Source organism: Methanothrix harundinacea 6Ac, assembly GCF_000235565.1.
In the GTDB taxonomy this organism is placed as follows: Archaea; Halobacteriota; Methanosarcinia; order Methanotrichales; family Methanotrichaceae; genus Methanocrinis; species Methanocrinis harundinaceus.
Genome location: NC_017527.1, coordinates 2536004 through 2559043, shown reverse-complemented (window position 1 = coordinate 2559043; position 23040 = coordinate 2536004). Strand labels below are relative to the sequence as shown.

Here is a 23040-nt window from a genome sequence, read left to right as displayed (position 1 = left end):
TTCAGAGGAAAGCCATATACCGTTGCAGATCTAACTCTCGCCCATGATCAGGGGAAAGGCGTGGGTCTATGGGGACGACGTCGACACCGACGTAATAATCCCCGGCCCTTACCTCAGGACCAAGGACGTCCGGGAGCTCGCCTGCCACGCCATGGAGGGGCTGGACCCGGAGTTTGCGAAGCAGGTGCGGCCGGGGGACGTCATCGTCGCCGGGAAGAACTTCGGCTGCGGCTCCTCCCGGGAGCAGGCGCCTCTGGCCCTCCGGGAGGCGGGGGTGGCCTGCGTGGTGGCGAAGTCCTTCGCCCGGATATTCTATCGGAACGCCATAAACGTGGGCCTGCCGGTGGTGGAGGCGGCCGTCGTCGCCCGGCAGGGAGAGGTGGTGGAGGTGGACCTCGCCGCGGGGAAGGTGACCGTCGGGGGGAGGACGTCTCTGGGAACGAAGATCCCCGACTTTCTCCTCGAAATCCTCCAGGACGGGGGGCTTGTGGCCCACCGGAGAAAGGAGAAGGAAGGAGCGCTTTGATATTCCCTGAGGATTACAAGTACGTTGGAGCGGCGAGGGAGGCGAGGCCCGGCGACCCCATCTACTTCTCCACCAGGTATCTGATCCACTTTGGGGACGAGATCACAATATACCGGGTGGAAGCTCGGGCTGGCGTGGGATTTATGCGGCCGGTGAGGTCGATGGAGCCGATCGCCAGCGGGGACACGATCCTGGTCTACCCTGAGACGGTGGACACCAGGAACCGGGCGATGCTCATCGAGCTCGCCAGCTCCCTCTGCAAGGGGAGGGTGAATACGGTGATCTTCAGGGGGGCCGACGAGCACATCACCTTCGTCCACGACCCCGACCCCGCCGCCGTCACCGAGATCGAGATCCTGGACGTCGTCCCACCCCGACCGTCGTGGCTGGTAAGCGTCGTCGGAAGGCTGGTGGAGGCGGGAGTTCTGGGAGACCTGACCCTTAAGTTCAAGGAGAGGGTCCTGGACCTCAGCCGGTTCGAAGGCGATGACGTCTACTTCCCCTGCACCGCCTCGGGGCTGGGCAGGTCCCTGGACAGAGACAGAGTCGAGGTGGACGACCCCTTAATCGTCGGCTGCGAGGTCTCCAGGGAGGTGTTCCGGGATATGTACCCGGGTAAGGACTTCAGGTTTCTGAACACCTGCCCCCTCTCCAACGACGAGCTGGCTCCGAAGGGGCCCTTCATCACCCGGTGCTGCAAGTCGGAGCGGAGCGGGATCAGAAGGTATACAGGCCAATTGGGGGTCGTCGTCCACTGGGGGGACGGGGCCCCGAAGATCGCGGAGGCGATAAGATGTCTAGCAGAGGAGCTGAAAAGAGGGTAGCTTTGGTCAAAGGGGACGGGGTCGGGCCAGAGGTGATCGACGGCGCCCTCTCGGTCCTGGAAGCGGCGGGGGCGGATCTGGAGCTCGTCCCCGTGGAGCTCGGGTACGGCCGGTGGAAGAGGACGGGGGCGGCGATGGCCGATGAAGATCTGGAACTGATCAAGACGTGCCACTGCGTCTTATTCGGCGCCATCACGACCCCTCCGGACCCCGAATACAGGAGCGTCCTCCTGGCCCTGCGGAAGGGGCTCGACCTCTACGCCAACATCAGGCCCTTCTCGGCTCCGGGCCTCGACTTCGTCATCGTCCGGGAGAACACCGAGGGGATGTACTCGGGGGTCGAGAAGCTGGACGAGGAGGAGGCGACGACCCTGAGGGTGATCACCTCCCGGGGCTCTCTCCGGATCGCCGAGAGGGCCTGCGCCATCGCCTCGAAGAGGGGGAGGCTCACCATCGTCCACAAGTCCAACGTCCTCAAGAGCGACACCCTCTTCTTGCGGATATGCCGGGAGACGGCCCGGCGGTGGGACCTCCCCTTCGACGATATGCTCGTCGACGCCGCCGGCTACAACCTGGTGATGAACCCCAAGAGGTTCGACGTCATCGTCACGACGAACCTCTTCGGGGACATCCTCAGCGACGTCGCCGCCGGGGTCGTCGGGGGCCTGGGCCTCTGCCCCAGCGCGAACCTCGGCGATAGGTACGCCCTCTTCGAGCCGATCCACGGCTCCGCCCCTGACATCGCCGGCCGGGGGATCGCAAATCCCATCGGAGCCATCCGCTCCGCCGCCATGATGCTGGAGTGGTTCGGGGAGGCCGAGAAGGCGCGGATGATCGAGGAGGCGGTGGGGTGGGCCGTTGCCAGCGGCATCGCCACCCCCGACCTGGGGGGCTGCTCCTCGACGGAGGAGGTCACCGAGGCGGTGGCGAAGAGGATCTCAGTTTAGAGGGGATCCTCCGCCGCCCCGTTCCCGGGCGGGGTGATGATGTCGGGGATCGTCAAGGGGGTGGCCGCCGTCCTCATGGATACGGCGGTCTTCCGCAGCTCCCTGATCATCGCCCCGATCCTCTCCAGGGAGAAGAGGACCTCTGAAAAGATCCCATCGGCGCTGCTCCCCCTTCCGGCCACCTTCCGGATGTGGATCTTATAGTACCAGTTGAGGAGCTGGCGGAGCTTCTCGTCGTTGTAGCGCATCTTCTCATCCACCTCCGCCGGCATATCGGGGAAGGTCGCCATCAGATGCTGGAGGTTCTCCCGGCAGGGGGTGGCCATCTCCTGGAGGTCTCCGAGGGCCTCGGAGGATAGGGGCATATTCTTCTCTTTCATCTGCTCAAACCTCCTCGCCATCCCGACGGTCTGCTCTGCCATAGACCCGACGAGGTCGGCAGTCCGGGCGAGGATCGAGATCCGGGCGGCGTCCTCCACGGAGAGACCCCTATCTTCCATGGAGACGACGGCGTCGATGATCTGGTGGTTGAGGTACTCCACGTAATCCCGGAGGTGCTTGATCCTGCCGCAGGCCTCCGTCCTCCCGGCCCCCACCTCGAGGCTCTTCTCCAGGATCTCCTCGGAGACCTCCATCATGTGAACGACCTCCGCCTCCATCTGGGCGGTGGCGGCGGTGGCGTCCTCGGGAAGAGGAACGGTCAGGTGGCGGGTGACGAAGACGACCTCCGGGTCCCTCTCGGGGACGATCTTCATGACGATCCTCCCGAAGGGCCTGATGGCGGCGAGGAAGACCAGGGATGCCGAGAGGTTGAAGATCAGATGGGCGTTGGCCACCTGCTGGGCGGAGGTGCCGCCCAGGGTTTCGATGAGGGCTGAGAAGGGCCCCAGGAGCGGCAGGACCAGGAGGACCCCCAGGAGGTTGAAGAGGAACTGGGCTGCCGCCGTCCTCTTGGCGGCGGCGTTCATCCTGATGGCTACGACGAGCCCCGTCGTCGTCGTCCCGATGTTCGCCCCCAGGATGATGGGGATCGCCTCCGCCGGGGTCAATAGGCCGCTCTGGGCCATGACGACGACGAGGCCCGCGGTCACTGAGCTCGACTGGAATATGTTGGTGATGACGAAGCCGATCGCGATCCCGATGAGGACGTTCTCGGCCATGGAGAGGAGGGCGATGATCTCCGGGTCACCCTGGAGGGGGGCGATCTCCGCCGAGATCATGTTCAGGCAGAAGAAGACGAGGCCGAAGTAGAAGATCGGCTTTCCGAAGACCCGGTAGCGCCCCCGGATGAGGCTGAGGAGGAAGCCGCCGACGACGAAGAGGGGGGCGAAGGCGGTGAGCTTGAAGGCTACGAGCTGGGCCGTGATCGTCGTTCCGATGTTAGCTCCGATGACGAGGCCTATCGACCCCAGGAAGGAGATCGCCCCGGCGTTGACGAGCCCTACGGCGATGACGGTGGTGGCGGTGCTGGACTGGGTGATCGCCGAGACGCCGGCCCCCGCCACCGCCCCCCGGAGGGGTGTGCGGGTAGCATTCTGGAGGAGGGTCCAGAAACGCTCACCGGCAGCGTGGCGGACCTCCTCGGAGAACCTCTCGATGCCGTAGAGGAATAGGACGACGACGGGGACGATGACCAAAAGGACGCTCCAGTCCATGATAGATCCCTCAACCCCTCTCAACCAGGGATCGGTCGGTTAAAAACCTTTCCGGCTTCGGATCGGCCCTCGGGGCGGGCGGCATCGCCGCCCTGATCGAAATCTTTTTCACCAGGAAGCCCCCTTCGCCCGCTGAATGTCCGAAGAGAAAGCTAAGAACCACAAGAACAAAGTCAACGGCCACAAGGGGGAGCTGGCCGAGAGGCTGGGCGATATGAACGTGAAGATCGCCGCCCCGAAGTTCGACTACAAGGATTACATCAGAGTGCTGAAGCTGGCGAGGAAGCCCACCCGGGAGGAGTTCCTCATGATCTCCAAGATATCGATCCTGGGGATCGCCCTCATCGGGATGCTCGGCTTCATCATCTACGTCTTCCTGACGGAGCTTCCAAAGGCGTTCTGAGGAGAAGAGAGGCGGGGCATCCAGCCCCATCCCTCGACCCTTTCTCCCCTCATCCCACCTCGTTGAGGCCCCGGAGGGTGGCTCCAAACTCCGATTCTACGATCGTGGATACCCCCATCGTCTTGGGATGGAGGTCGATCTCCACCATTACGTGCTGGTGGCCCAGCTCCCGGAGGGGCCGGACCTGCCGGGGGCCGTTGGTGATGGAGAAGATCTCCATGCCCTTGAGCGCGTCGATGGGTATAGCATGGGGGACGCCGGTGATGACGGCGAAGTCGTAGCCCTCATGGCCCGTAAGCCACCTCGCCACCTCATCTCCGGCGATGGGGTACTCGTCGAGACCCCCGATTATCCTGTCGACCTCGACGCCCCGCTCCTCAAGCCCCTGAAGGATGTTCTTTGCGTCCTTTCTCACCTTGGCCAGCCCCTTCTCCTCGTCGAGGTTTGCGAGGGTCGCGACCTCGGCGCCGCGGGCCTTGGCCACCTCAGCCACGGCGGCGTTGATGTCGGCGAACATGTAGGCGGTCTCCTTCTTGGCGTTGAGGACGTTGATCCCCCTCTTCCCCTCTTTTATCAGATCTAAAAGCCTCTCGGCGGCCCTGTACTTCAGGTCGCCCCTCTCGGGGGCGAGGTACTCGCTGCTGGCCGCCCCGTGGAGCCGTTCGACCTCCGTCGCCTTCTTCAGGAGGAACCTCTGCCGCTCGAACTCCACCCGGTCTATGATCCCCTTCTCCAGGGCCGCCTCCAGGGTTATGATCACCCCTTTGGTATTGTCCCGGTAGCCGGCGTGGACCTCCACCTCGAGGACGGGGACGTCCACATCGGCGTCGACGACGGCCTGGTGAAGGTCTTCGCCGATGATCATGCTGCTGCAGGTCCCCACCACCCCGATCAGCTTCGGATCGAAGAGCTCCGTCGCCCTCCGGAGAAGGCGGGTCAGCTGCTCCTGCCCCCCGAAGACGAACCCCGCCTCGTCGAGGGCGGTGGTGAGGGTTCTGACTCCGTCCTCCTCCAGGAGGCGGGCGTGCTTGAAGCAGCAGCCGCTGGGTCCGTGCATTATAACGACGTCCACCCCCAGGTCTCGGAGGGTATAAAGGGCCGCCACGATGGAGCTCGGCCTCGGATGAAGTATCTGGACTTCCCTTGCCATCATCAAAGATCACCTGAAACATTTGACGCATGAAACTAATCTATCGCCCCTCTCCAGGAGGGGCTTCGCCCTGGCGAGGGCCGCTTCGAGGTCGGGGGCGGTCTCGGCCGATAGGCGGGGGGCATAAGGGGCGAGCCTCTCACCCACCAGGATCAGGAGGTCGATCTCCCGGCGGCGGCGGAGGAGGAGGTCGATCAGGGCGGGGACGTCCATCCCCTCGCAGACCGTCGCCGCCTCCTCCCCGACGACGAGGGCGAGGCGTCCAGCGCACCCCGCGCGGTCCAGGGCCGCCTCCACCCCCGAGGTCCGGAGGCCGGAGTTGGAGTTGTCGACGAGGAGGACCCCGTCCTCCCGGACGACCCTCATCCTCCCTCCGAGCCCGTCAAACCCCTCCAGGGCGGAGGCGACCTCCTCGAGGTCGAAGCCCGCCTCCAGGGCGGCGGCGGCAGCCCCCGCCATCGCCGGAGCGTAGCTTTGGAGGTCGAGCCCCTCGCTGAGGCGGAGGGGGGCGGCTCCGCCCCCCGCCAGGATCTCCCGGTCCGAGGCCCAGACCCGGCCCCTGGGGCCGGGGCCGAAGGTGACGTCCGCCGAGATCCCCACGTCCTCCCCGGCGATCAGCTTCGACCCCTCTTTCGAGAGGGAGATCATCTGGAGCTTGGCGGTGCTGGCCCAGAGTGATCCCCCTCCAATCCTGTAGTCTCCGGCGAAGCTGGTGATGATCCCGATCTCGGCGAGCCCCGTCCCCCCCAGGGAGACCTCCGATACGAGATCGTCCGCCCCGACCTCTGCAGCAGCCTCCCAGGCGAGGATTACGTTGGCGGGGGTGATGCTCAGCTTCGACCTCAAGAGGCGGCTCCTGCCGTCCCTCCAGACCTCGATCCCCCGGGTGGTGTGGGAGAGGACGGTCCCCCGGGCAGAGAGGATCCGGGCGAGGATGAGGGCGGTGGTGGTCTTGCCCACCGTCCCCGTCACCTCGAAGGGCCTGAATTCGGGGTCGCCGGCGAGGAGCTCCCCCACGGCCCGATGGTGGGTGATCGTCTCCTTCCCCAGCCTCCTCGCCTCCGTCAGGGCGGGGTTCTTAGGCGGGAGGTGGACGGGGGCGACTATCAGGTCGAAGGGCGAGACCTCGGGGGCGGCATGGTAGACCTCCAGGGCGGCCGCCTCGATCCCCCGCCCTCTCATCCTCTCTGCCAAAAGGGTGGCGCCGTGGATGGTGTCTAAGACCGCCACCTTGGGGGCTACTTCAGAGCCTCTGAGGCTCTCCGATAGGCGAGGGCGGCGATGGACTCGTCCACCCCCAGGGGCTCTGCGCACCTGATCTCCACCTCGGTCCCGTTCAGCTGGCACTTGCCCCTCCTGTGGGTCGGGTCGACGGAGAGCTCCGTGGGGATGTCCTCCAGGGTGTGGACGCCGTGGGCGAGGAAGATCGGGAGGGCGACGATCCTCTTCACCCCCGTCCCCGAGAAGCTCTCAAGGCCTGCGGCGATATTCGGCTCGTCCATGTTCAGAAAAGCTATCCTGACGGGGCCTTCGTGGAGGTCGCCGATCATCTTCGCGCACTTCTCCACCATCTCTTTGTTGTACGGCTTGGTGCTGCCGTGTCCAAGAACCAGAATCCCTACATCGTCGGCCATGTATCTCACCAATGTTACGTTTTTATATATTTGTATTAACCAGATGGGGTTAATAACTAATAAATCCTTTCCCGGTGTAAAGGGGTCCCGCCGAAACCTCCCCGGATATCCGCCGGAGGCAGGGATTTCAGACGGCGCCGATGGGGCAGAACAATTGGGATAAGTCGAAATGAGCCGCATAGCGTATCTCCTGGCATCAGTTCTTTTAGTTATCCAGACAGCCGGCGGGGCCGAGGTCCTGATGTCGACGCGAGAGAGCATCACCTTCGCCGAGAACCTGACGGTGGTGGTGATGGACTTGGAGCCGAGGACGGGGGTGGTATGGCTGGAGCTCCAGGAGGATGGCGTCCCCCTCAAGTCCTCGATCCTGAGGACGGGGGAGAGCTTCGACTACGACGAGAGGGGCGACGGCCTGAACCTGACCGTCGCCAGGATCTACGCCGGGGGGGAGAGGGACCTGGTGGACCTGGAGGTGGTCTCCGGGAAGGTAGTCGGAGGGGGGGGCGAGGAGGACCTCAGCGCCCCGGTCGAAGACGGGGGTCGGACGGCGGCGGCGGACTCCTCCCTCGCCAACTGGGGGCTCGTCGGCCTCCTCCTCCTCCTCCTCGCCGCCTGGGTCTACTTCGGGGCGAGGCGGAGGGGTATGTGAGATTGGTCTTCGATTGCCTGGGAAGCTGTAAGATGATGGTTTAAAAAATGGTCCGGACCTCGGCAGGGGTCGGGCCAGGGTCAAACCCCGCCCTTTCGCCGAAGACCGGCTCACCCGTCTATTCATCGATTGGCGTCAGGATGGTGGTCTCGGCGAAGTATCCGTTGAAGGTATATTCGTCGGCCTCCTCCGGATCCAGGCCAGGTTTGATGATGTATTCATAGCCTATGCCTTTGAGGACGATCTGGCCGGACTCGAGGATCTTTCCTTCCAGGACCCCCTCTATCTCGTAAGTGACGTTCGTTTCGACATCGGTTCCGGTCCCGAAGTAGACCAAGGAGAGCTCATCCATGATGGTGGAGCCGAGGATGGGGTAGGACTCGCCATCAGACGACTCGATGGTACCTGTGAGGATCGAGCCGTGCTGCTCGATCGTCCAGATGTAGGTCCCCTCCTCCTCCAGGTAGGGATGGGGCGAGGTATCATTTTCATCGAGCTTGATGTAGGCGCCTTCGGTGATGTCGGCATACCTTCCCGATATATCCCTCACCTCCACCATCGTGGAGATGGCGCTGGCGGTCAGCTTCGCCCAGGGATCTTCGCCGTCGGCGGCCTCCTCAGCCTCCTCTTCTGGGGAGTAGATCTCACTCGCATTCAGCTCCTCCAGGGTCTCTTCAACCTCGGCAGCTTCCGCAGCCTCTTCTCCTCCGGCGGCTAATCCCAAAAGCAGAAGGAGGGCCAAGATCCCTCCCAGGGTCGCAGATCCTCTCATCTCATTACCTCCTATTTATTGCCTGAAGTTATCTGAATTATCGATTCGTAATGATGTAAATACTTTTTGATATATCTGGAATGCTTTTTTTTATATGAATTGGCATCGAGGAGGGGCGGGGGATCTCCCGGAGGTAACATGCCCCGCCTTCGGATTGGGCTGCCGGGGGAGAGCGGCTGGGGGCCCAAGGCCCCAAGATGTCGATACCATCGAAGTCCCAGCCTCTCCTTCGCCGATCCGCCCCCGGATCGGAGGGGCCGGGTTCGATGACGTAAGAGGCTCTGCTGCAGCCCCCTCGCGGGATTCATAGAATAATTACTTATAATCTTAAGTCTAAACCGATTTGTGAGATGCGGCTCTTCGCCGCTTTTTATCGATGGCTAAAGGAGGATCGAACGGTGAAATCTTCATCCAGAATAATTAAGACCTCTATTCTCGCCGCCCTGCTGGTGGCCGCCACCTTCGTCCTGGTGGGGGCGGCTTCAGAGCTCCAGAAGGGGGAGCTCCTCTTCAAAGACGACTTTGAGACGAGCAAGGTGGGCGGGGCCTGGGGGTGCCTCCGGGGGGAGAACCAGAGCAACTACTACGAGGCTGGCGAGTACATCATAAACGTCGTCCCCGCCGACTCATGGTGGAGGGTCCAGGCCGGCAGGTCCTTCGGCGACTCCATCGTGGAGGTGGAGGCGACCCCGACGGCCGGCCCCGACGACAACGTCTACGGGCTGATGACCGGCTGGCAGAACTGGTCCAACTACTACCTCTTCATGATCTCCGGGGACGGCTACTTCAGGCTCAGCAAGAGGGAGGGGGGCAACTGGACCCGGAACGACCCCTGGACGAGGTCCGAGGCGATCAAGCTCGGAAAGGCGACGAACCTCCTCCAGGTCCAGCGGCAGGGGGAGACTTTATCCTTCTACGCCAACGGGGTCAAGCTCGCCGACTACGTCGACGGATCCTTCCCCGAGGGGAACGCAGGTCTGATCGCTGGCACGACGGCCTGTGGCGGGGGGAACTTGACCGTCGCCTTCGACAACTTCTCGGTCTGGGCTCTCGGGGAACCCTGAGGGGTACGGGGGCCGGCCCCTGGCCTGGCCGGCTCCAATCCATATTTTTTTAGCCGCCGTCTCCCCTCCGCGGGGCGCCACAAAGCCTTTTATATCTTCCTCCCCTATCCGGCCCGGGCGCGAGAGTGGAAGGGCGGCTGCCGCTGGCGAACCCTTCGCCGGTGTGGAAAGTCCCCCCACCTCTGGACACGCAGACACCTCTCTCTGGTGTAGGGCGAGAGCTCTGGCTCTGGCACAGAAACGAGACTGCACCTCGCCAACGCCATGATGCCGAAAGGCTGAGGTCGCGAGGGGGGCAGATGAAACGGCGAAACCCTGCGGGTGCAAGCCAAAATAAGGGCGATCGATGGAGTCCAGCCAACGCCCGGGTATGGCGCTGAGCTGAATGCCGCCAATGCCGGAAGGCACGAACAGAAGGGGGCTTACTCTCCAGACTCGCGCCCCCAAAACTCCGGCTCCGCCGGACCGATGACCTTTTTATCCATCCTTCATGGGGGCCGACGGCCTCCACCGGAGCCTCTCCTGAGGAGCCTCCTCGCCAGGAGCCTCGCCACCCGGAGGGGCTCGGGGACCCTCCCCTCCAGGGTGAAGGAGTTGAGGAGGCCCGTCGTCTCCTCCGCCGTCGCCCCGAGGGACCTGGCATAGACCTCGTACCCCGTCTTCAGCCTGACGGCCCTCCGGGGCCCCAGCCTCCGGTACCGGGCGATCTTCTCCTCGGGATCGGAGAAGTACCCCCGGATGTAACCCTCGATCCCCTCCGACTCCTGGTAGGTGAGGCTTATCACCGGAAGGTCCGTCTCCTGGTGGAGGAGGTCGAGATCGAGGACGTTGAACCAGCTGACCACCGATCCGTTCAGGAGGAGGAGGTTTAAGTCCCTCCTCCCCAAACCCTCGATTATCTCCAGGACCCCCTCGGTGGCGTCGTCTCCTCCGACGGTGATCTCGGCGAGGCCGAAGCCGTCGATCCGCAGGTCCCTCCTCATCACCACCCCCGCCAGGGCAGACCTCGGCTCCGCCTTCAGGAAGCTCTCGGCCACCCCCAGGACCCGGACCCCCCTCTTGTTGACGTGGACGGCCATGGCTACTTATCGTCTCTCAAGGCTCAATATCCTTTTGGAGGGTCCCTCCCCCCAACGGAACCCTTAATTAACCTTTGGCGCAGTCTTTCCGGCTCAATGGACGAGGACGAGACGACGTCGGCGGAAGAGGGGATCTTCTACGATTACACCATACCCACCGACCTGGGACCCGATGAGGTCGACTCCGCCCTGAGCGGAGCCAACGGATCCGATGGTATCCCGTCGGAGATCCCCGTCCAGCTGACGGGGGACGGCGCCCCCTCAGCGGTCTTCTCCGTCGTCGATCACCTCAGCTCGTCCCTGGGGATCGACGTCCTCTCCCTCCTCGGGACCCTTCTGACCATCCTGGCCATCCTGGTTCTCACCTGGCTTGCCGCCAGGGTCGTCGACCGGGCCCTCACCGCCCCCATCCCCAAGGTGGGGGGGAAAGCCAAGGGGGGGATGGACATGGAGACCGAGATGACCTTCAGGACCATCACCCGAAGGCTTCTGGTGGCGGCTATCTACATCGTCGGCTCCATCCTGGTCATATATCAGATACCGGTCCTCAGCAGGGTCGCCGTCACCCTCCTTGCCGGGGCCGGGGTCGCGGGCCTCGCCATCGGCTTCGCCGCCAAGGACTCCCTCTCGAACATAATCTCGGGAATATTCCTCGCCGTCTTCCACCCCTTCAGGGTGGGCGACTACGTCGACTTCGAGGGGGAGTACTGCCAGGTGGAGGACCTGACCCTGAGGCACACCACCATCAAGACCTGGGACGGCCGGAGGATCTTCGTCCCCAACAGCATCATGGGTAATATGCCGATCGTCAACTGGTCGATCGTCGACCCCATCATAAGCTGGCGGGTCGACTTCGGGATAGGCTACACCGCGGATATCGATCGGGCGAGGGAGATCATCATCGACGCGGCGAAGCGCCACCCCCTCGTCCTAAAGGATCGAGATATCACCGTGATGGTCACGGACCTCGGGGACTTCGCCGTCAACCTGAGGCTGAGCATGGAACTGCCGAAAAGGGACGTCGCCTTCACCACCGGATGCGAGATCCGGGAGGCGGTGAAGAGGCGGTTCGACGCCGAGGGGATCGAGATACCCTACCCCTACCGCAACCTGGTGCTGTCGAATCCGGAGGCTCTTCAAGGGGGGTGGGGCGCCCCGCCGGAGGGAGGGCCCCGGGGAGATCAGGCCTCCTAGGCTCATCCCCAAAGCTCCTCCTCCTCGCCACTAAGACGAAAATTTTTTATGTTTTCCCGTCCAACCTATATCCATAAAAGCTGCCGGGTCGGGGGTCCCAAGACGTCGATGCCCCGATCCATGGGGATCTGAACGGGCTATAGGGGCCGAGGTCAGCCGGATCTCGACCGGCAAGTTAGGATTAGGTCTGGAGGTGAGACCCTGAAGACGAAGGAGATGGAGAAGATGGACGAGGTGGTCCGGGAGATCGGGACCGGACCGCTCTGCATGGACAAGGCCCTCCTCGAGGAGGTCCGGATGGCCCTCCTGGAGAAGGGGTTCGCCGCCGCCGAGGTGATGGTATCCCAGAGGTCTGGCTCCGACGAGCAGGGAGAGATATCTAGGGCCATCGCCATCTGTCAGAAGAACAAGCTCAGCCCGGAGGCGGCGGCGAAGGTCATCGAGAGCCTCAACGTCATCAAGTCGGGGAAGTGGTGACCACCCCGGTGGCAAAATCCCGATCCCTCCTTATTTTTTTCGCCGCCTCAATATCCCTCCACGTAGCAGCTCGCTCCCCTCACCCCCCCTCCCCCTCCGACCCCTCCATCCGGGCGATGATCTTCCTCACGATCCCGTCGAAGGCCTCGGCGTTCTTCGAGGCGACGGCGAGGATGAAGGGGGTGCCGCGGTCGCCGCTATCGCAGATGGCGGGGTCGATCCCGATCCTCCCGAGGAAGGGGACGGCGAGCTCCTCCGCCGCCCTCATCCCGCCTCCGACCTTGAAGAGGTCGATCGACCCCCCGCACCGGGGGCAGGTGAAGCCGCTCATGTTCTCGACGATCCCCAGGACCGGGACCCCCAGGGACCTAGACATGTCTATCGCCTTCCTGGCGTCGATGAGGGCGAGGTCCTGGGGGGTGGTGACGATGACCGTCCCGTCGGGGCGGAGGAGCTGGGCGATGGATAGGGGCTCATCCCCCGTCCCGGGGGGCAGGTCGATCAGCATGTAGTCGAGGTCTCCCCAGGCTACACCCTCGATGAACTGCTTAAGGATCTGCATCTTCAATGGCCCCCTCCAGACGACGGGGCTCTCCCTCCCGATCAGGAAGGCCATGGAGACGACCTTGATCCCGCTATCGAGGCCTATGGGGATCTCCGCGGGGTGGATCGTCTCGTCCTCCCCCTCCCCCGTCAGGAAGGCGTCCTCGATCTTCAGCATCTTGGGGACGTTCGGTCCCGTGATGTCGGCGTCCAGGATCCCCACCTCCTTACCGCTGAGGGCGAGGCCTAGGGCGAGGTTGACGGCCACCGTCGTCTTCCCGACCCCCCCCTTCCCGCTCATCACCATTATCCTGTGCTTGATCGTATCGGCGAGAGATTCTTTCATCTTATCAGCTCCTGGGCTTCCCTTCAAGACCTTTTTGAACTATCGAGGCGAGATCTCTTATCTTGAGTTAGATGAGCCTTTTGCCCGGGGGGCCATCCCGCCGGAGACGGGGACCACCTCCTTCCCCGAGGACGAAAGGTTATACCTGGAAAGGTCGACTCGATCTCATGAACCACCGGATGATCTACCTCCCCTTCGGGATCCTGGCGATCCTCCTTTTAGCCCTCCTCCTCTGGGCGAGCGTCGCCCTCCTCTTCTTCGGGGCCCTCAGCACCGCCTTCACCAGGATGGGGTTCTCCTGGTCCGACGCCCTCCTCCTCCTCGCCGCCTCCCTCCTCGGAGCCGGGATCAACATCCCCCTCTTCACCCTGGAGTCGAAGGTCCCCGTGGTGAAGGAGGCCTTCGTCCGGTCCTTCGGGATGGTCTATCGGGTCCCGGTGGTGAAGACGGTGAAGAACGAGACGACGGTGGCCGTCAACGTCGGCGGCGCCCTCCTCCCCGTCCTCGTCTCCGTCTACCTGTTGATATCTTACCCGGCGGCGGCGGCCGTCGCCCTGGCGGGGACGGCGATCGTAGCCCTGGTGACCCACGCCGTTGCAAGGCCGATCCGGGGGCTGGGGATCGCCACCCCCCTCTTCATACCGCCCCTCACGGCGGCCGCTTCCGCCCTCCTCCTGACGGCCGTCCTATCCCCCATCCCTGAGGGGCGGTTCGTCACCGCCTACGTCGGAGGGGTCCTGGGAACCCTGATCGGCGCCGACCTCCTCAACCTCCCCCGGATCTCGGAGCTGGGAGCCCCGGTGGCGAGCATCGGGGGGGCGGGGACCTTCGACGGGATATTCCTGACGGGGGTCATCGCAGTCCTGATCGTCTGAGGTGGAAAGGTCTTTATCGGTGGGGGGCGTCTCATCCTCCATGAGCTTCCGAGGTTTCCTCCACGCCCTCCAGGAGGCCGGCCACCTGGAGGAGGTGGACCGCCCCGTCTCGCCATCCCTGGAGGCGGCGGCCCTCTCCGTCGGGGCGGGCCCCCTCCTCTTCAACAACGTCGACGGCAAGAAGTGCTGCATGAACCTCCTGGGGACCCGGGACCTCCTGGCTCGGGCCCTCGGGATCCCCAGGGAGGATATGGCGAAGGCCCTCGCCGAAATCGACCTTGCCGGGGGCTGGATCCGGGAGGTGGACTCCTCCCCCTTCATGGAGGCCGTCGGCGAGCCCGACCTCACAGCCCTTCCGATCCTCACCCATTTTCGGGGGGACGGTGGGCCCTACATCACCTCGGGGATCGTCGTCTCGGCCTTCGGAGGAAAGACGAACGCCTCCGTCCACAGGATGATGGTCCTCGGCAAAGACAGAGTTGCAGCGAGGCTCGTCCCCGGGAGGCACACCTCCATGCTCCTCCAGGAGGCTCTCGCCGCCGGGGAGAGGCTCCCCGTCGGGATCGTCATCGGGGTCGACCCCTTAGTCCTGATCGCCGCCAGCACCCGGGTCCCCCTGGGGATGGAGTTTCAGTACGCCAGCGCCCTATCTGGAAGCCCGGTGGAGCTGGTGGCCCTGGATAACGGCGTTTTTGTCCCCTCCGCCGAGATCGCCTTCGAGGGGTACATCGACGGCGAGAGGGCCTCCGAGGGGCCCTTCGTCGACATCACCGGGACCCGGGACTTTCCGAGGATGGAGCCGGTGATCCACCTATCGAAGATGATGACGAGGGAGGTTCCCATCTACCACGCCCTCCTCCCCTCGGGGGGCGAGCACAAGATGCTGATGGGGGTCCCCTACGAGCCCCTCATATTCAGGGCGGCGTCCGAGGTCGCCGAGGTGAAGAACGTCCTCCTGACGGAGGGGGGGTGCTCCTACCTCCACGCCGCCGTCCAGATCAAGAAGAGGAGCGAGGCCGAGCCGGGGAAGGTGATCGACGCCGCCTTCGAGGCCCACAAGAGCCTGAAGCACGTCATCGTCGTCGACGAGGACGTCGATATCTACAGCCCCGAGGAGCTGGAGTACGCCGTCGCCACCCGGGTGAAGGGGGATGAGGACATGGTCTTATACCCCAACGTCCGGGGGAGCACCCTCGACCCCCGGTCCGTCGACGGGATCACCACCAAGGTGGGGATCGACGCCACCATGACCCTGGGGGAAGAGGAGAAGTTCCTCAGGGTGAGGCCAGTGCTGCCGGAAGGGCGGACCTTCTGAGGGTCCAAATAGATCGGAGGGGCTTCTCGGACTCAGTCCCGCCTCGCCGCCATAACCCCTCGACCGGTCCCGGACTCCCGGATATCAGTCGGTAGTTCCACCCCGACGATCGTCGCCAGGAGGCCGACCTTTCCCTCGTGCCCCTCCTTCAACCTCGCCCCCCAGACCAGCTCCGCCTCTGGCCCTAGCACCCCCTTCAGGGCGGAGGCGATCGCCGCAGCCTTCCGGAGGGTGAGGTCCCGCCCCCCCGTTATGGTGAGGATGCAGCCCTTCGCCCTCTGGAGGTCCGCCTCCAGCATCGGATTTCTTAGGGCCGACCGGACCGCCGCCTCAGGCCCGTCTTCGCAACCCGATTCGCCGACCAGGGCGGAGGCGAGGCCGCCGCTTCCGACGACGTTCTTCAGGCCGGCGTAGTCGAGGTTTATGAGGGAGGTCTCCTGGACCGTCTCGACGATTCCCCGGAGGATCTCGGCCACCACCTGGTCCATCACCGAGGAGGCCTCCTCCGCCGAGAGGCCCGGGGCTGCCTCCAGAACTCGCCCGCCGTCGAGGAGGATGACGGTATCTGCCGCCTCCGCCAGCCCTCCCGACAGGGATCCGCCGGGGCGGCGCCCCTCCTCGTCCTCGCGGGATTCCGGCCGAACGGTGAAGATCGCCACCGACGTCCTCCCCAGCCTTCCCGCCATCTCGCAGACGGCGGTGGCTGCCCCCTCCGGCTTCATCCCCTCTCCCAGGCCCCCGAGGACGAAGACCAGGTCGGCTCCCTGGAGGGCCTCCTCCAGGTCGGCCTTTCCCTCATCGGTTCTGGGGCCTACCCCCACAGCCGAGCCGTCCCCTCCTCCCGGACCCCTCCCGCGGCGGCTGTCCCAAACCTCCAGGAGATCCGCCCCCGAGGGGCCGACCTTTTCAAGCCTCCTCACCATTCGGGATCCGGCCTCGCCGCAGCCGACCACCTGGATTCGAGGCTTTCTGAACTCCTCGCCGTCGTAAGAGTAAGGGGCCTCATCGGCGCCGATCCCGCCTCCGGCAGCTCGATTCATATCATCCCACCCGGAAGACCCCGGGGAGGGGAGTTTTCGTCCCAGCCCCCGCCCCGGAGGATCTCCGACGGCTATGGGGTTTGCGGGATGTTAAATAAGAATTTCCGAAAAGGATATCTTTATCAGGAATCGGGCCATCGCCCCATCCATGGCGCTGGATGAAGTTACGATCACCAAGGCGATAGTCGAGTCTTACATGGACTCCTTCCTCAAGTACACCGACGTGGACGTGGCCCTGGTGGGGGCGGGCCCCGCCAACCTGGTGGCGGCAAAGAAGCTCGCCGAGGCGGACGCGAAGACCGTCGTCTTCGAGAGGAACCTGGCCGTCGGCGGCGGGATCTGGGGGGGCGGGATGATGTTCCCCCGGATCGTCGTCCAGAAGGAGGGTTGCAGGATCCTCGACGAGTTCGGGGTCTGGTACCGGGAGTACGCTGAAGGCTACTACATAGCAAGCTCCATCGAGACGGTGGCGAAGCTGACGGCGGGGGTCGTCGACGCCGGGGCGGAGATCATAAACCTCGTCGCCGTCGAGGACGTGATGATCCGGGAGGACGAGAGGGTCGCGGGCCTCGTCATCAACTGGGAGGCGGTGGAGAGGACGAGGCTCCACGTCGACCCCTTATCGGTGAGGGCGAAGGTGGTCATCGACGGGACCGGCCACGACGCCAACATCTGTAAGGTAGTCCAGAGGAAGATCCCCGGAGCTCGGGTCGGGTCCCTGGGGGTCCCCGGGGAGAAGCCGATGTGGGCCGACGTCGGCGAGAGGACCGTCGTCGAGGTGACCCAGGAGGTCTATCCAGGGCTCATAGCCGCGGGGATGGCGGCGACGGCCGTCGCCGGCGGCCCCAGGATGGGCCCGATCTTCGGCGGGATGCTCCTCTCCGGGGAGAAGGCGGCGGCCATCGCCCTGGAGAAGCTGGGGCTCTGAGGGCCCCCCGATGCCACCGATCCGGGGCGGGGAGGACCTCGCCCGGTTCATCCTCGCCCGGTACTCGGGCAAAGTCGTCGAGGTGGGGATCGGCGCCGCCCCCGAGGTCGCCCTCCTCCTGGTCCCTCAGCGGGAGGTCGTCGCCACCGATAAGGTGGGCCGGGCCCTGGGGGGCATGGCGATCGTCGGTGACGACATATTCTCCCCGAGTTTGGATCTATACCGGGGCGCGTCCCTGATCTACTCCATAAGGCCGCCCCTGGAGATCCAGCTCGCCATGGGGAGGCTGGCCAAAAAGGTGGGGGCCGAGGTGATGGTAAGGCCCCTCGGAGACGAGATCGCTTCGATCCCGGGATTTCGCCGGACCCTGGTCAACTCCGGCGAGGCGTGGTTCTACCTCTTCACCCCCTCCCCCGGGGGCTCAGCGCCTTCTCCTCCTCCCTGAAGTTTCTATCTAACCCGGCGGCTTCTTTTCCTCTCCATCCTCCGTGCCCCCCAACCTGGGCCCGGGGGATCTCATCGTGGGCGTCCGCTCCTCTCTGGAAGCTCCCACCGCTTGAAGATCTCCGCCACCACCACCACCGCCGAGGCCGCGACGACGATGGCGGCCCAGCTTCCGGCATCCAGGGGGGCGGTCTCGAAGAGCCTCTGCATCCAGGGGTGGTATATCGCCACCAGCAGGGCTCCTAGGGAGGCGATAAGCCCCAGGATCAGCTTTCCGTTCGTCCTCGGGTCCATCTTGAAGAAGGAGGTATGGAGGGAGCGGCTGTTGTAGGCGTTGTAGATCTCGAAGATCACCAGGGATGCGAAGACCGTCGTCCTCGCCTCCTCGAGGGGGGCCCCGCCCCGGAGGGCGTTGGCGTAAAGGCCGAGGGTCCCGATGAAGATGACCGTCGATATCCCCAGGGTGTATAGGAAGAGCCCCCGGGTCAGGATCGGCTCCTTCGGGTCTCTGGGCTTATTCTTCATCAGGTCCGAGTGGGCCGGCTCGACGGCAAGGCCGATGGCCGGAAACTCGTCGGTGACGATGTTGATCCAGAGGATCTGGAGGGCGATGAGGGGGACGGGCAGCCCCAGCATGACGCCGATGAATATCGTCATCACCTCGGCGAAGTTGCAGGATAAGAGGTAAGATGAGGCCTTCCTGATGTTGGAGTAGATCCTCCTCCCCTCCTCGACGGCGGCGACGATGGTGGCGAAGTTGTCGTCGGCGATGACCATATCCGAGGCCTCCTTGGAGACCTCTGTGCCGGTCCTTCCCATGGCGACGCCGATGTCTGCCGACCGCAGGGCGGGTCCGTCGTTCACCCCGTCGCCGGTCATGGCGACTATGTGCCCCTTCCGCCTCAGGGCCTCGACGATCCTCACCTTCTGCTCCGCCGTCGTCCTGGAGAAGATCGAGACCTCCTCGATCATCTCAGCGAGCTCTTCGGCGGTCATCTCGTCCAGCTCCGTCCCCTCCAGGACCCGGCCGCCCTCATTCAGGATGCCGAGCTCCCGGCCGATGGCGGAGGCGGTGAGCTTGTGGTCGCCGGTGATCATCACCGGCCTGATCCCGGCCTTCTCGCAGACCTTGATCGCCTCCTTCGCCTCCTCCCGGGGCGGGTCCATCATCCCGACGAGGCCGAGGAAGGTCAGATCCGCCTCCACGGCATCCCGGCCGAGGGGCGCGCCGGGGGCCATCACCTTTCCCGCCAGGGCTAGGATCCGAAGGCCGCTCCCCGCCATCTCGTCGGCGGCCTTCGAGGCCCGGAGGAGGTCCTCGGAGGTGATCGGCTCCTCGGAGCCGTCCCGCATGATCCGGGTGCTGAAGGCGAGGACCGTCTCCGGCGCTCCCTTCATCGAGACGGTGAGCCCATCGGAGGATCGATGAACGGTGGTCATCCTCCTCATCTCGGAGTCGAAGGGGAACTCGACGACCTCTTCGAGGTACCACCCCTCGACGTAGTCGAGGATCTCCCCCTTCGAGGCGGCGACGATGAGGGCCCCCTCGGTGGGGTCGCCGATGACGTTCCAGCCGTCGGACCCCTCCTCGAGCCTGGAGTTGTTGCAGAGGGCCCCGGCGACGAGGAGGGCTGATAGGTGTCCATCCTCCGATGGGTTCAGATCGTCGCCCTCCCGGCGGAAGGTGCCGGCGGGGTCGTAGCCGGTCCCGGTCACCTCCACCTCTCGGCCCGTCCAGATCTTCCGGACCATCATCTCGCCCCGGGTGAGGGTCCCGGTCTTGTCGGTGCAGATCACCGTCGTCGAGCCGAGGGTCTCGACGGCGGGGAGGCGGCGGATGATGGCGTTCTTCCCCGCCATGATCTGGGTTCCGTAGGCTAGGGTGATCGTCGTGATGAAGGGGAGGGCGGTGGGGATGGCGGCGACGGCGAGGGCGGCGGCGATGATCAGGGTGTCCAGAACCGGAGCGCCCCGGTTCACCTCCACGGCGAAGATGATGGCGCAGGCGGCGAGGACGACGACGGCGAGCTGTTTTGCCAGATGCTGGAACTTGATCTTTATCGGCGGCTCCTCGGGCCTCCTCTGGACGAGCCCCGAGATCCGGCCGAGCTCCGTCCTCGTCCCCGTCGCCGTGACGGCGGCCCTACCGTTGCCGTAGACGACGATCGTCCCCATGTAGACCATGTCCGTCCTGTCGGCGAGGGGGGTCTCTTCGGCCACCACCGCCGCGGACTTATCTTCCGGGACCGACTCGCCGGTGAGGGACGACTCGACGACCTGCAGCGACGTCTCCTCGATCACCCGACCGTCGGCGGGGACCTTGTCTCCGGCCTCCAGGTATACGACGTCCCCGGGGACGAGGTCCCGGACGGCTATCCGGGTCATCTTCCCGGACCGCAGGACGTTCGCCTCCGGGGCCACCATCTCCCGGAGCGCCTCCATCGCCCGCTCCGCCCTGTACTCCTGGAAGAAGCCGACGAGGGATATGAAGAAGATGATGCCGAGGATGGCGTAGGCGTTGGTGGTCTCGCCAGCGATCCAGGATACGGCCGCGGCGAAGATGAGGACGATGATCAGGTAGTTCTCGAACTGGCGGAGAAATACCCGGAGCTTGGAGGGCTTGTAGAACTCTTCGAGCTGGTTTGGCCCTTGCTCGGAGAGCCTCCGGGCCGCCTCCTCGGAGGAGAGGCCATCTCTGCTGGAGCTGAGCCGTTCCAGGGTCTCGTCAGCGGTGAGGGTGTGCCAGGGGTGGGTCATGGGATCGTCTCGAAGAATTCGTATCGACTTACTGGGTCTTCATGTGGTAAAAATATATGTGTCCTCGAACATTTCAGCGAGTAGCAACGAACTATGTGTTGCGATCGAGTTAAAGATTGATTTGGCAGAGATACCGATTAATTTATGAGATGTGTATGCAAAGTTACATACATGATAGATCCCATGTTATCACTAGCGATCTCGGTCCACTCTAATGAAGGGCTCTATGCGCTACTTCTCGGTTCGGGGATATCCCAAGAGTCTGGAATACGAACTGCTTGGGGAATTACCGAAGATCTTATACAAAAATTGGCACATGTAATGGGGGAAGAATGCGACCCAGATCCTGAGACTTGGTACATAAATAAATTTGACAAAAAGCCCGATTACGGTGATTTGCTTGCCGAAGTTCGAAAGTCTCCCACAGGACGTAGGCAATTACTAAAAAGCTATTTTGAGCCGAACGAAGAAGAGCGCGAACAAGGGTTGAAAGTACCGACTACAGCCCATAAAGCGATAGCAAAGCTAGTTGCCAATGGATACATTCGAGTCATAGTCACAACCAACTTCGATCATTTAATTGAAAAAGCTCTGGACGATGTCGGCATTGAACCCGCTGTAGTCAGTAATTCAAGCGATGTAAAAGGAGCTTTGCCAATTCCGTATGAGAGATGCACCATAATTAAGGTAAATGGTGACTATCTAGACACCCGAATCAGAAATACTCGTGACGAGCTCGAGAAATATGGCACTGAGATGAATAAACTTCTGGATCGCGTATTTGATGAATTCGGGCTAATCGTTTGTGGATGGTCTGCAGAGTGGGATACAGCGTTGCGCAAGGCTATAGAGCGACGTAAAAATCACAGATTTACAACTTACTGGGCAGCAAGAGACGAACCCGGTGAAAGAGCACACAAATTGATACGTCACAGGCGAGCAGAAGTCATACGCATTCGAGACGCTGACAACTTTTTCGGCGAACTGGCAGAGAACGTCTTTGCCTTGGAAAAGTATTCCAACCCCCACCCGCTTTCGGCGCCGGTTCTAGTGCAACGAATTAAGACATATTTACGTGATGATCGTTGTGATATTCGTCTTCACGATCTTATGAATCAGAACGTTGAGACGCTTTATGCGAGATTAATCGACGATCAAACGTTCCCTGTTAGTGGCATCTCTGAAGATGAGATCAAAGATGAGTTCAGAAGACGAGTGCAGCTTTACGAATCACTTACGGAGCCGGTTCTGGCCATGATGATCACAGGGTGTTACTGGGGAGAAATAGCCCATAATGCTCTATGGATAAACTGTCTTGAGCGAATAGCTAATTACCCCAAAATACACACGAGAACAAGCAGATCCATCGTAATTCATGAAAGTGGTAAGAATATTGATATTATAAGTACTCTGGTAAATCTGAGACTATATCCCGCACTTCTCCTTCTTTATGGAGGGGGAATTGCGTCGATTGCAGCTGGAAAATATAATATTTTCTCCGCTTTGGTTAATGACACAAGATTTATTGATAAAGATGAACTTCGCCCCTTAATTGTAGATTTGAATAGGTTAGGAGTTATGAAATCTGATGTTCAAAGATTTCTGTCGGATCAAGACAACAATATATGCTTTTGTGATTACCTTTTTGATCACCTTCGCAATTATTTTATAGATTATATATATTTTTATGATGATTTTAAGAACTATTTTGATCGTTTTGAGTATTTACTCCTTCTTGTACGTGCAAAAATATTGGACCATAAAATCGACTATAAAATCGACTATTTATTAAAAACTGCTCACTTCATTAAACATTGGAATCCAGAATCAGGAAAAATAAGTATCATAGAAGAGATAGAATCAGAGGTATCACGTGAAGGTGATAATTGGCCGCTTCTAAAGACAGGTCTTTTTGATGGTTCATCTGAAGAATTTCTACGTTATATGGTATTTATTGATGATAAAATCAAAGCGTCGGTGGATAAAGGAGAATTTTGGTGAATTATGCCCAAAATATTTAGTTGTATTATTTCACTGAGATGAACGAACTAGATATCTTGGTTCGTTCTAGCGATTTAGACGTGATCGACCAAGGGATTCCATAATTCCGCATCGATTGCCTCCCGGATCGCCGGATTTCACATTTCACAGACCTTGAGATAAAGCCACTACCGTCTGCGAAGGAGCCTATTTGTCTCTTAGGGAGTGCGATACCAACGAACTTTCGCCACCCACCCGCCATCATTCGCCATGGGACACAAACAGAGATCCGCCGTTTGTAGGATGCGGATCGCCTCGCCCGCCTTCGGCGACGCCCGACCTCCGGCGCCCAGGGCAGCCTGGTATCTGCACCTGCTTCGCCCCATCCCTTATGCCATCGCCTCGAAGGATTGAGAGGATCGTTTGCACCTGCCACAA

The 23040-nt window shown here is 62.3% G+C and carries 22 protein-coding genes and 1 other RNA gene; 14 read left to right on the top strand and 9 right to left on the bottom strand.

What is annotated here, in order from left to right:
* The first annotated feature begins 43 nt into the window (after positions 1-43).
* Genes MHAR_RS12185 through MHAR_RS12175 form a run of 3 tightly spaced genes read left to right on the top strand, consistent with a single transcriptional unit; the run spans position 44 to position 2297 of the window.
* Positions 44-526 carry a 3-isopropylmalate dehydratase small subunit gene (locus MHAR_RS12185; protein WP_014587922.1) on the top strand — a complete coding sequence of 161 codons (483 nt, stop codon included), beginning with the start codon at positions 44-46 and terminating at the stop codon, positions 524-526.
* Positions 523-1350 (top strand): DUF7714 family protein, encoded by an 828-nt coding sequence (locus MHAR_RS12180; protein WP_014587921.1) that lies wholly within the window; start codon positions 523-525, stop codon positions 1348-1350. The genes MHAR_RS12185 and MHAR_RS12180 overlap by 4 nt, the downstream gene beginning before the upstream one ends.
* Positions 1320-2297: an isocitrate/isopropylmalate dehydrogenase family protein gene (locus MHAR_RS12175; RefSeq protein ID WP_014587920.1), complete on the top strand. Its 978-nt coding sequence runs from the start codon at positions 1320-1322 to the stop codon at positions 2295-2297. The genes MHAR_RS12180 and MHAR_RS12175 overlap by 31 nt, the downstream gene beginning before the upstream one ends.
* On the opposite strand, the gene MHAR_RS12170 is transcribed toward MHAR_RS12175, so the two are convergent.
* Positions 2294-3952 (bottom strand): Na/Pi cotransporter family protein, encoded by a 1659-nt coding sequence (locus tag MHAR_RS12170; protein WP_014587919.1) that lies wholly within the window; start codon positions 3950-3952, stop codon positions 2294-2296. The two genes, MHAR_RS12175 and MHAR_RS12170, sit on opposite strands and share 4 nt — an antisense overlap.
* A 136-nt stretch (positions 3953-4088) precedes the next feature.
* On the opposite strand from MHAR_RS12170, the gene MHAR_RS12165 reads away from it, so the two are divergent.
* Positions 4089-4355 (top strand): protein translocase SEC61 complex subunit gamma, encoded by a 267-nt coding sequence (locus MHAR_RS12165; protein WP_014587918.1) that lies wholly within the window; start codon positions 4089-4091, stop codon positions 4353-4355.
* A 49-nt stretch (positions 4356-4404) separates the two neighbouring features.
* On the opposite strand, the gene cfbD is transcribed toward MHAR_RS12165, so the two are convergent.
* From cfbD to cfbA, 3 genes are read right to left on the bottom strand one after another with little or no spacing between them, the layout of a single operon-like run.
* Positions 4405-5508, bottom strand: a complete 1104-nt coding sequence (gene cfbD / locus MHAR_RS12160) for a Ni-sirohydrochlorin a,c-diamide reductive cyclase catalytic subunit (RefSeq protein ID WP_014587917.1) — start codon at positions 5506-5508, stop codon at positions 4405-4407.
* Between the two features lie 6 nt (positions 5509-5514).
* Complete coding sequence (cfbE, locus tag MHAR_RS12155; protein ID WP_014587916.1) at positions 5515-6735, bottom strand: coenzyme F430 synthase; 1221 nt, start codon at positions 6733-6735, stop codon at positions 5515-5517.
* An 8-nt stretch (positions 6736-6743) separates the two neighbouring features.
* Positions 6744-7139: a sirohydrochlorin nickelochelatase gene (gene cfbA, locus MHAR_RS12150; protein WP_048144703.1), complete on the bottom strand. Its 396-nt coding sequence runs from the start codon at positions 7137-7139 to the stop codon at positions 6744-6746.
* A gap of 241 nt (positions 7140-7380) precedes the next feature.
* Here cfbA and MHAR_RS12145 point away from each other — a divergent pair, with 241 nt between their 5' ends.
* Complete coding sequence (locus tag MHAR_RS12145) at positions 7381-7788, top strand: hypothetical protein (RefSeq protein ID WP_048144702.1); 408 nt, start codon at positions 7381-7383, stop codon at positions 7786-7788.
* A 118-nt stretch (positions 7789-7906) separates the two neighbouring features.
* On the opposite strand, the gene MHAR_RS12140 is transcribed toward MHAR_RS12145, so the two are convergent.
* A complete protein-coding gene (locus MHAR_RS12140; RefSeq protein WP_014587913.1) occupies positions 7907-8560 on the bottom strand; it encodes a hypothetical protein in 654 nt (217 codons plus the stop codon).
* Positions 8561-8958: 398 nt separating this feature from the next.
* Between MHAR_RS12140 and MHAR_RS12135 the strand changes: the two genes are divergently transcribed.
* Together MHAR_RS12135 and rnpB are read left to right on the top strand one after the other, a co-directional pair.
* Positions 8959-9624 (top strand): hypothetical protein, encoded by a 666-nt coding sequence (locus tag MHAR_RS12135; protein ID WP_014587912.1) that lies wholly within the window; start codon positions 8959-8961, stop codon positions 9622-9624.
* 121 nt (positions 9625-9745) lie between these two features.
* An RNA gene (gene rnpB / locus MHAR_RS12685) (RNase P RNA component) lies at positions 9746-10061 on the top strand.
* A gap of 51 nt (positions 10062-10112) precedes the next feature.
* On the opposite strand, the gene MHAR_RS12130 is transcribed toward rnpB, so the two are convergent.
* A complete protein-coding gene (locus MHAR_RS12130; RefSeq protein ID WP_014587911.1) occupies positions 10113-10703 on the bottom strand; it encodes an endonuclease dU in 591 nt (196 codons plus the stop codon).
* 96 nt (positions 10704-10799) lie between these two features.
* On the opposite strand from MHAR_RS12130, the gene MHAR_RS12125 reads away from it, so the two are divergent.
* The gene (locus MHAR_RS12125; protein WP_014587910.1) at positions 10800-11897 is read left to right on the top strand and encodes a mechanosensitive ion channel family protein; all 1098 of its coding nucleotides are present in this window, start codon (positions 10800-10802) and stop codon (positions 11895-11897) included.
* Positions 11898-12113: 216 nt separating this feature from the next.
* On the top strand, positions 12114-12374 hold the full coding sequence (locus MHAR_RS12120; protein ID WP_048144700.1) for a hypothetical protein: 261 nt from the start codon (positions 12114-12116) through the stop codon (positions 12372-12374).
* Positions 12375-12453: 79 nt separating this feature from the next.
* On the opposite strand, the gene MHAR_RS12115 is transcribed toward MHAR_RS12120, so the two are convergent.
* The gene (locus MHAR_RS12115; RefSeq protein ID WP_014587908.1) at positions 12454-13263 is read right to left on the bottom strand and encodes an Mrp/NBP35 family ATP-binding protein; all 810 of its coding nucleotides are present in this window, start codon (positions 13261-13263) and stop codon (positions 12454-12456) included.
* 167 nt (positions 13264-13430) lie between these two features.
* Here MHAR_RS12115 and MHAR_RS12110 point away from each other — a divergent pair, with 167 nt between their 5' ends.
* Positions 13431-14138 (top strand): DUF1614 domain-containing protein, encoded by a 708-nt coding sequence (locus tag MHAR_RS12110; protein WP_014587907.1) that lies wholly within the window; start codon positions 13431-13433, stop codon positions 14136-14138.
* A 40-nt stretch (positions 14139-14178) separates the two neighbouring features.
* Entirely contained in the window at positions 14179-15453 is a 1275-nt protein-coding gene (locus tag MHAR_RS12105) for a UbiD family decarboxylase (RefSeq protein ID WP_048145133.1), read from the top strand.
* A gap of 32 nt (positions 15454-15485) precedes the next feature.
* Here MHAR_RS12105 and MHAR_RS12100 read toward each other — a convergent pair whose 3' ends face one another.
* The gene (locus tag MHAR_RS12100; protein WP_014587905.1) at positions 15486-16493 is read right to left on the bottom strand and encodes a cell division protein FtsZ; all 1008 of its coding nucleotides are present in this window, start codon (positions 16491-16493) and stop codon (positions 15486-15488) included.
* Between the two features lie 148 nt (positions 16494-16641).
* Here MHAR_RS12100 and MHAR_RS12095 point away from each other — a divergent pair, with 148 nt between their 5' ends.
* A complete protein-coding gene (locus MHAR_RS12095) occupies positions 16642-17421 on the top strand; it encodes a sulfide-dependent adenosine diphosphate thiazole synthase (protein ID WP_014587904.1) in 780 nt (259 codons plus the stop codon).
* A gap of 10 nt (positions 17422-17431) precedes the next feature.
* Entirely contained in the window at positions 17432-17866 is a 435-nt protein-coding gene (locus MHAR_RS12090) for a UPF0146 family protein (protein WP_014587903.1), read from the top strand.
* Positions 17867-17937: 71 nt separating this feature from the next.
* Here MHAR_RS12090 and MHAR_RS12085 read toward each other — a convergent pair whose 3' ends face one another.
* Positions 17938-20622: a cation-translocating P-type ATPase gene (locus tag MHAR_RS12085; RefSeq protein WP_014587902.1), complete on the bottom strand. Its 2685-nt coding sequence runs from the start codon at positions 20620-20622 to the stop codon at positions 17938-17940.
* Positions 20623-20793: 171 nt separating this feature from the next.
* Here MHAR_RS12085 and MHAR_RS12080 point away from each other — a divergent pair, with 171 nt between their 5' ends.
* Entirely contained in the window at positions 20794-22623 is a 1830-nt protein-coding gene (locus MHAR_RS12080; protein ID WP_187287828.1) for an SIR2 family protein, read from the top strand.
* Positions 22624-23040: the final 417 nt, after the last annotated feature.

Bases quoted from the DNA above. Each gene is read 5' to 3' on its own strand.
- MHAR_RS12100 (WP_014587905.1), bottom strand. From the start codon at position 16,493: ATGAATCGAGCTGCCGGAGGCGGGATCGGCGCCGATGAGGCCCCTTAC.
- MHAR_RS12085 (WP_014587902.1), bottom strand. From the start codon at position 20,622: ATGACCCACCCCTGGCACACCCTCACCGCTGACGAGACCCTGGAACGG.
- MHAR_RS12090 (WP_014587903.1), top strand. From the start codon at position 17,432: ATGCCACCGATCCGGGGCGGGGAGGACCTCGCCCGGTTCATCCTCGCC.
- MHAR_RS12080 (WP_187287828.1), top strand. From the start codon at position 20,794: ATGATAGATCCCATGTTATCACTAGCGATCTCGGTCCACTCTAATGAA.
- MHAR_RS12115 (WP_014587908.1), bottom strand. From the start codon at position 13,263: ATGAAAGAATCTCTCGCCGATACGATCAAGCACAGGATAATGGTGATG.
- MHAR_RS12145 (WP_048144702.1), top strand. From the start codon at position 7,381: ATGTCGACGCGAGAGAGCATCACCTTCGCCGAGAACCTGACGGTGGTG.
- cfbA (WP_048144703.1), bottom strand. From the start codon at position 7,139: ATGGCCGACGATGTAGGGATTCTGGTTCTTGGACACGGCAGCACCAAG.
- MHAR_RS12170 (WP_014587919.1), bottom strand. From the start codon at position 3,952: ATGGACTGGAGCGTCCTTTTGGTCATCGTCCCCGTCGTCGTCCTATTC.
- MHAR_RS12140 (WP_014587913.1), bottom strand. From the start codon at position 8,560: ATGAGAGGATCTGCGACCCTGGGAGGGATCTTGGCCCTCCTTCTGCTT.
- MHAR_RS12125 (WP_014587910.1), top strand. From the start codon at position 10,800: ATGGACGAGGACGAGACGACGTCGGCGGAAGAGGGGATCTTCTACGAT.
- cfbD (WP_014587917.1), bottom strand. From the start codon at position 5,508: ATGATGGCAAGGGAAGTCCAGATACTTCATCCGAGGCCGAGCTCCATC.
- MHAR_RS12105 (WP_048145133.1), top strand. From the start codon at position 14,179: ATGAGCTTCCGAGGTTTCCTCCACGCCCTCCAGGAGGCCGGCCACCTG.
- MHAR_RS12120 (WP_048144700.1), top strand. From the start codon at position 12,114: ATGGAGAAGATGGACGAGGTGGTCCGGGAGATCGGGACCGGACCGCTC.
- MHAR_RS12130 (WP_014587911.1), bottom strand. From the start codon at position 10,703: ATGGCCGTCCACGTCAACAAGAGGGGGGTCCGGGTCCTGGGGGTGGCC.
- MHAR_RS12095 (WP_014587904.1), top strand. From the start codon at position 16,642: ATGGCGCTGGATGAAGTTACGATCACCAAGGCGATAGTCGAGTCTTAC.
- MHAR_RS12165 (WP_014587918.1), top strand. From the start codon at position 4,089: ATGTCCGAAGAGAAAGCTAAGAACCACAAGAACAAAGTCAACGGCCAC.
- MHAR_RS12175 (WP_014587920.1), top strand. From the start codon at position 1,320: ATGTCTAGCAGAGGAGCTGAAAAGAGGGTAGCTTTGGTCAAAGGGGAC.
- MHAR_RS12185 (WP_014587922.1), top strand. From the start codon at position 44: ATGATCAGGGGAAAGGCGTGGGTCTATGGGGACGACGTCGACACCGAC.
- MHAR_RS12110 (WP_014587907.1), top strand. From the start codon at position 13,431: ATGAACCACCGGATGATCTACCTCCCCTTCGGGATCCTGGCGATCCTC.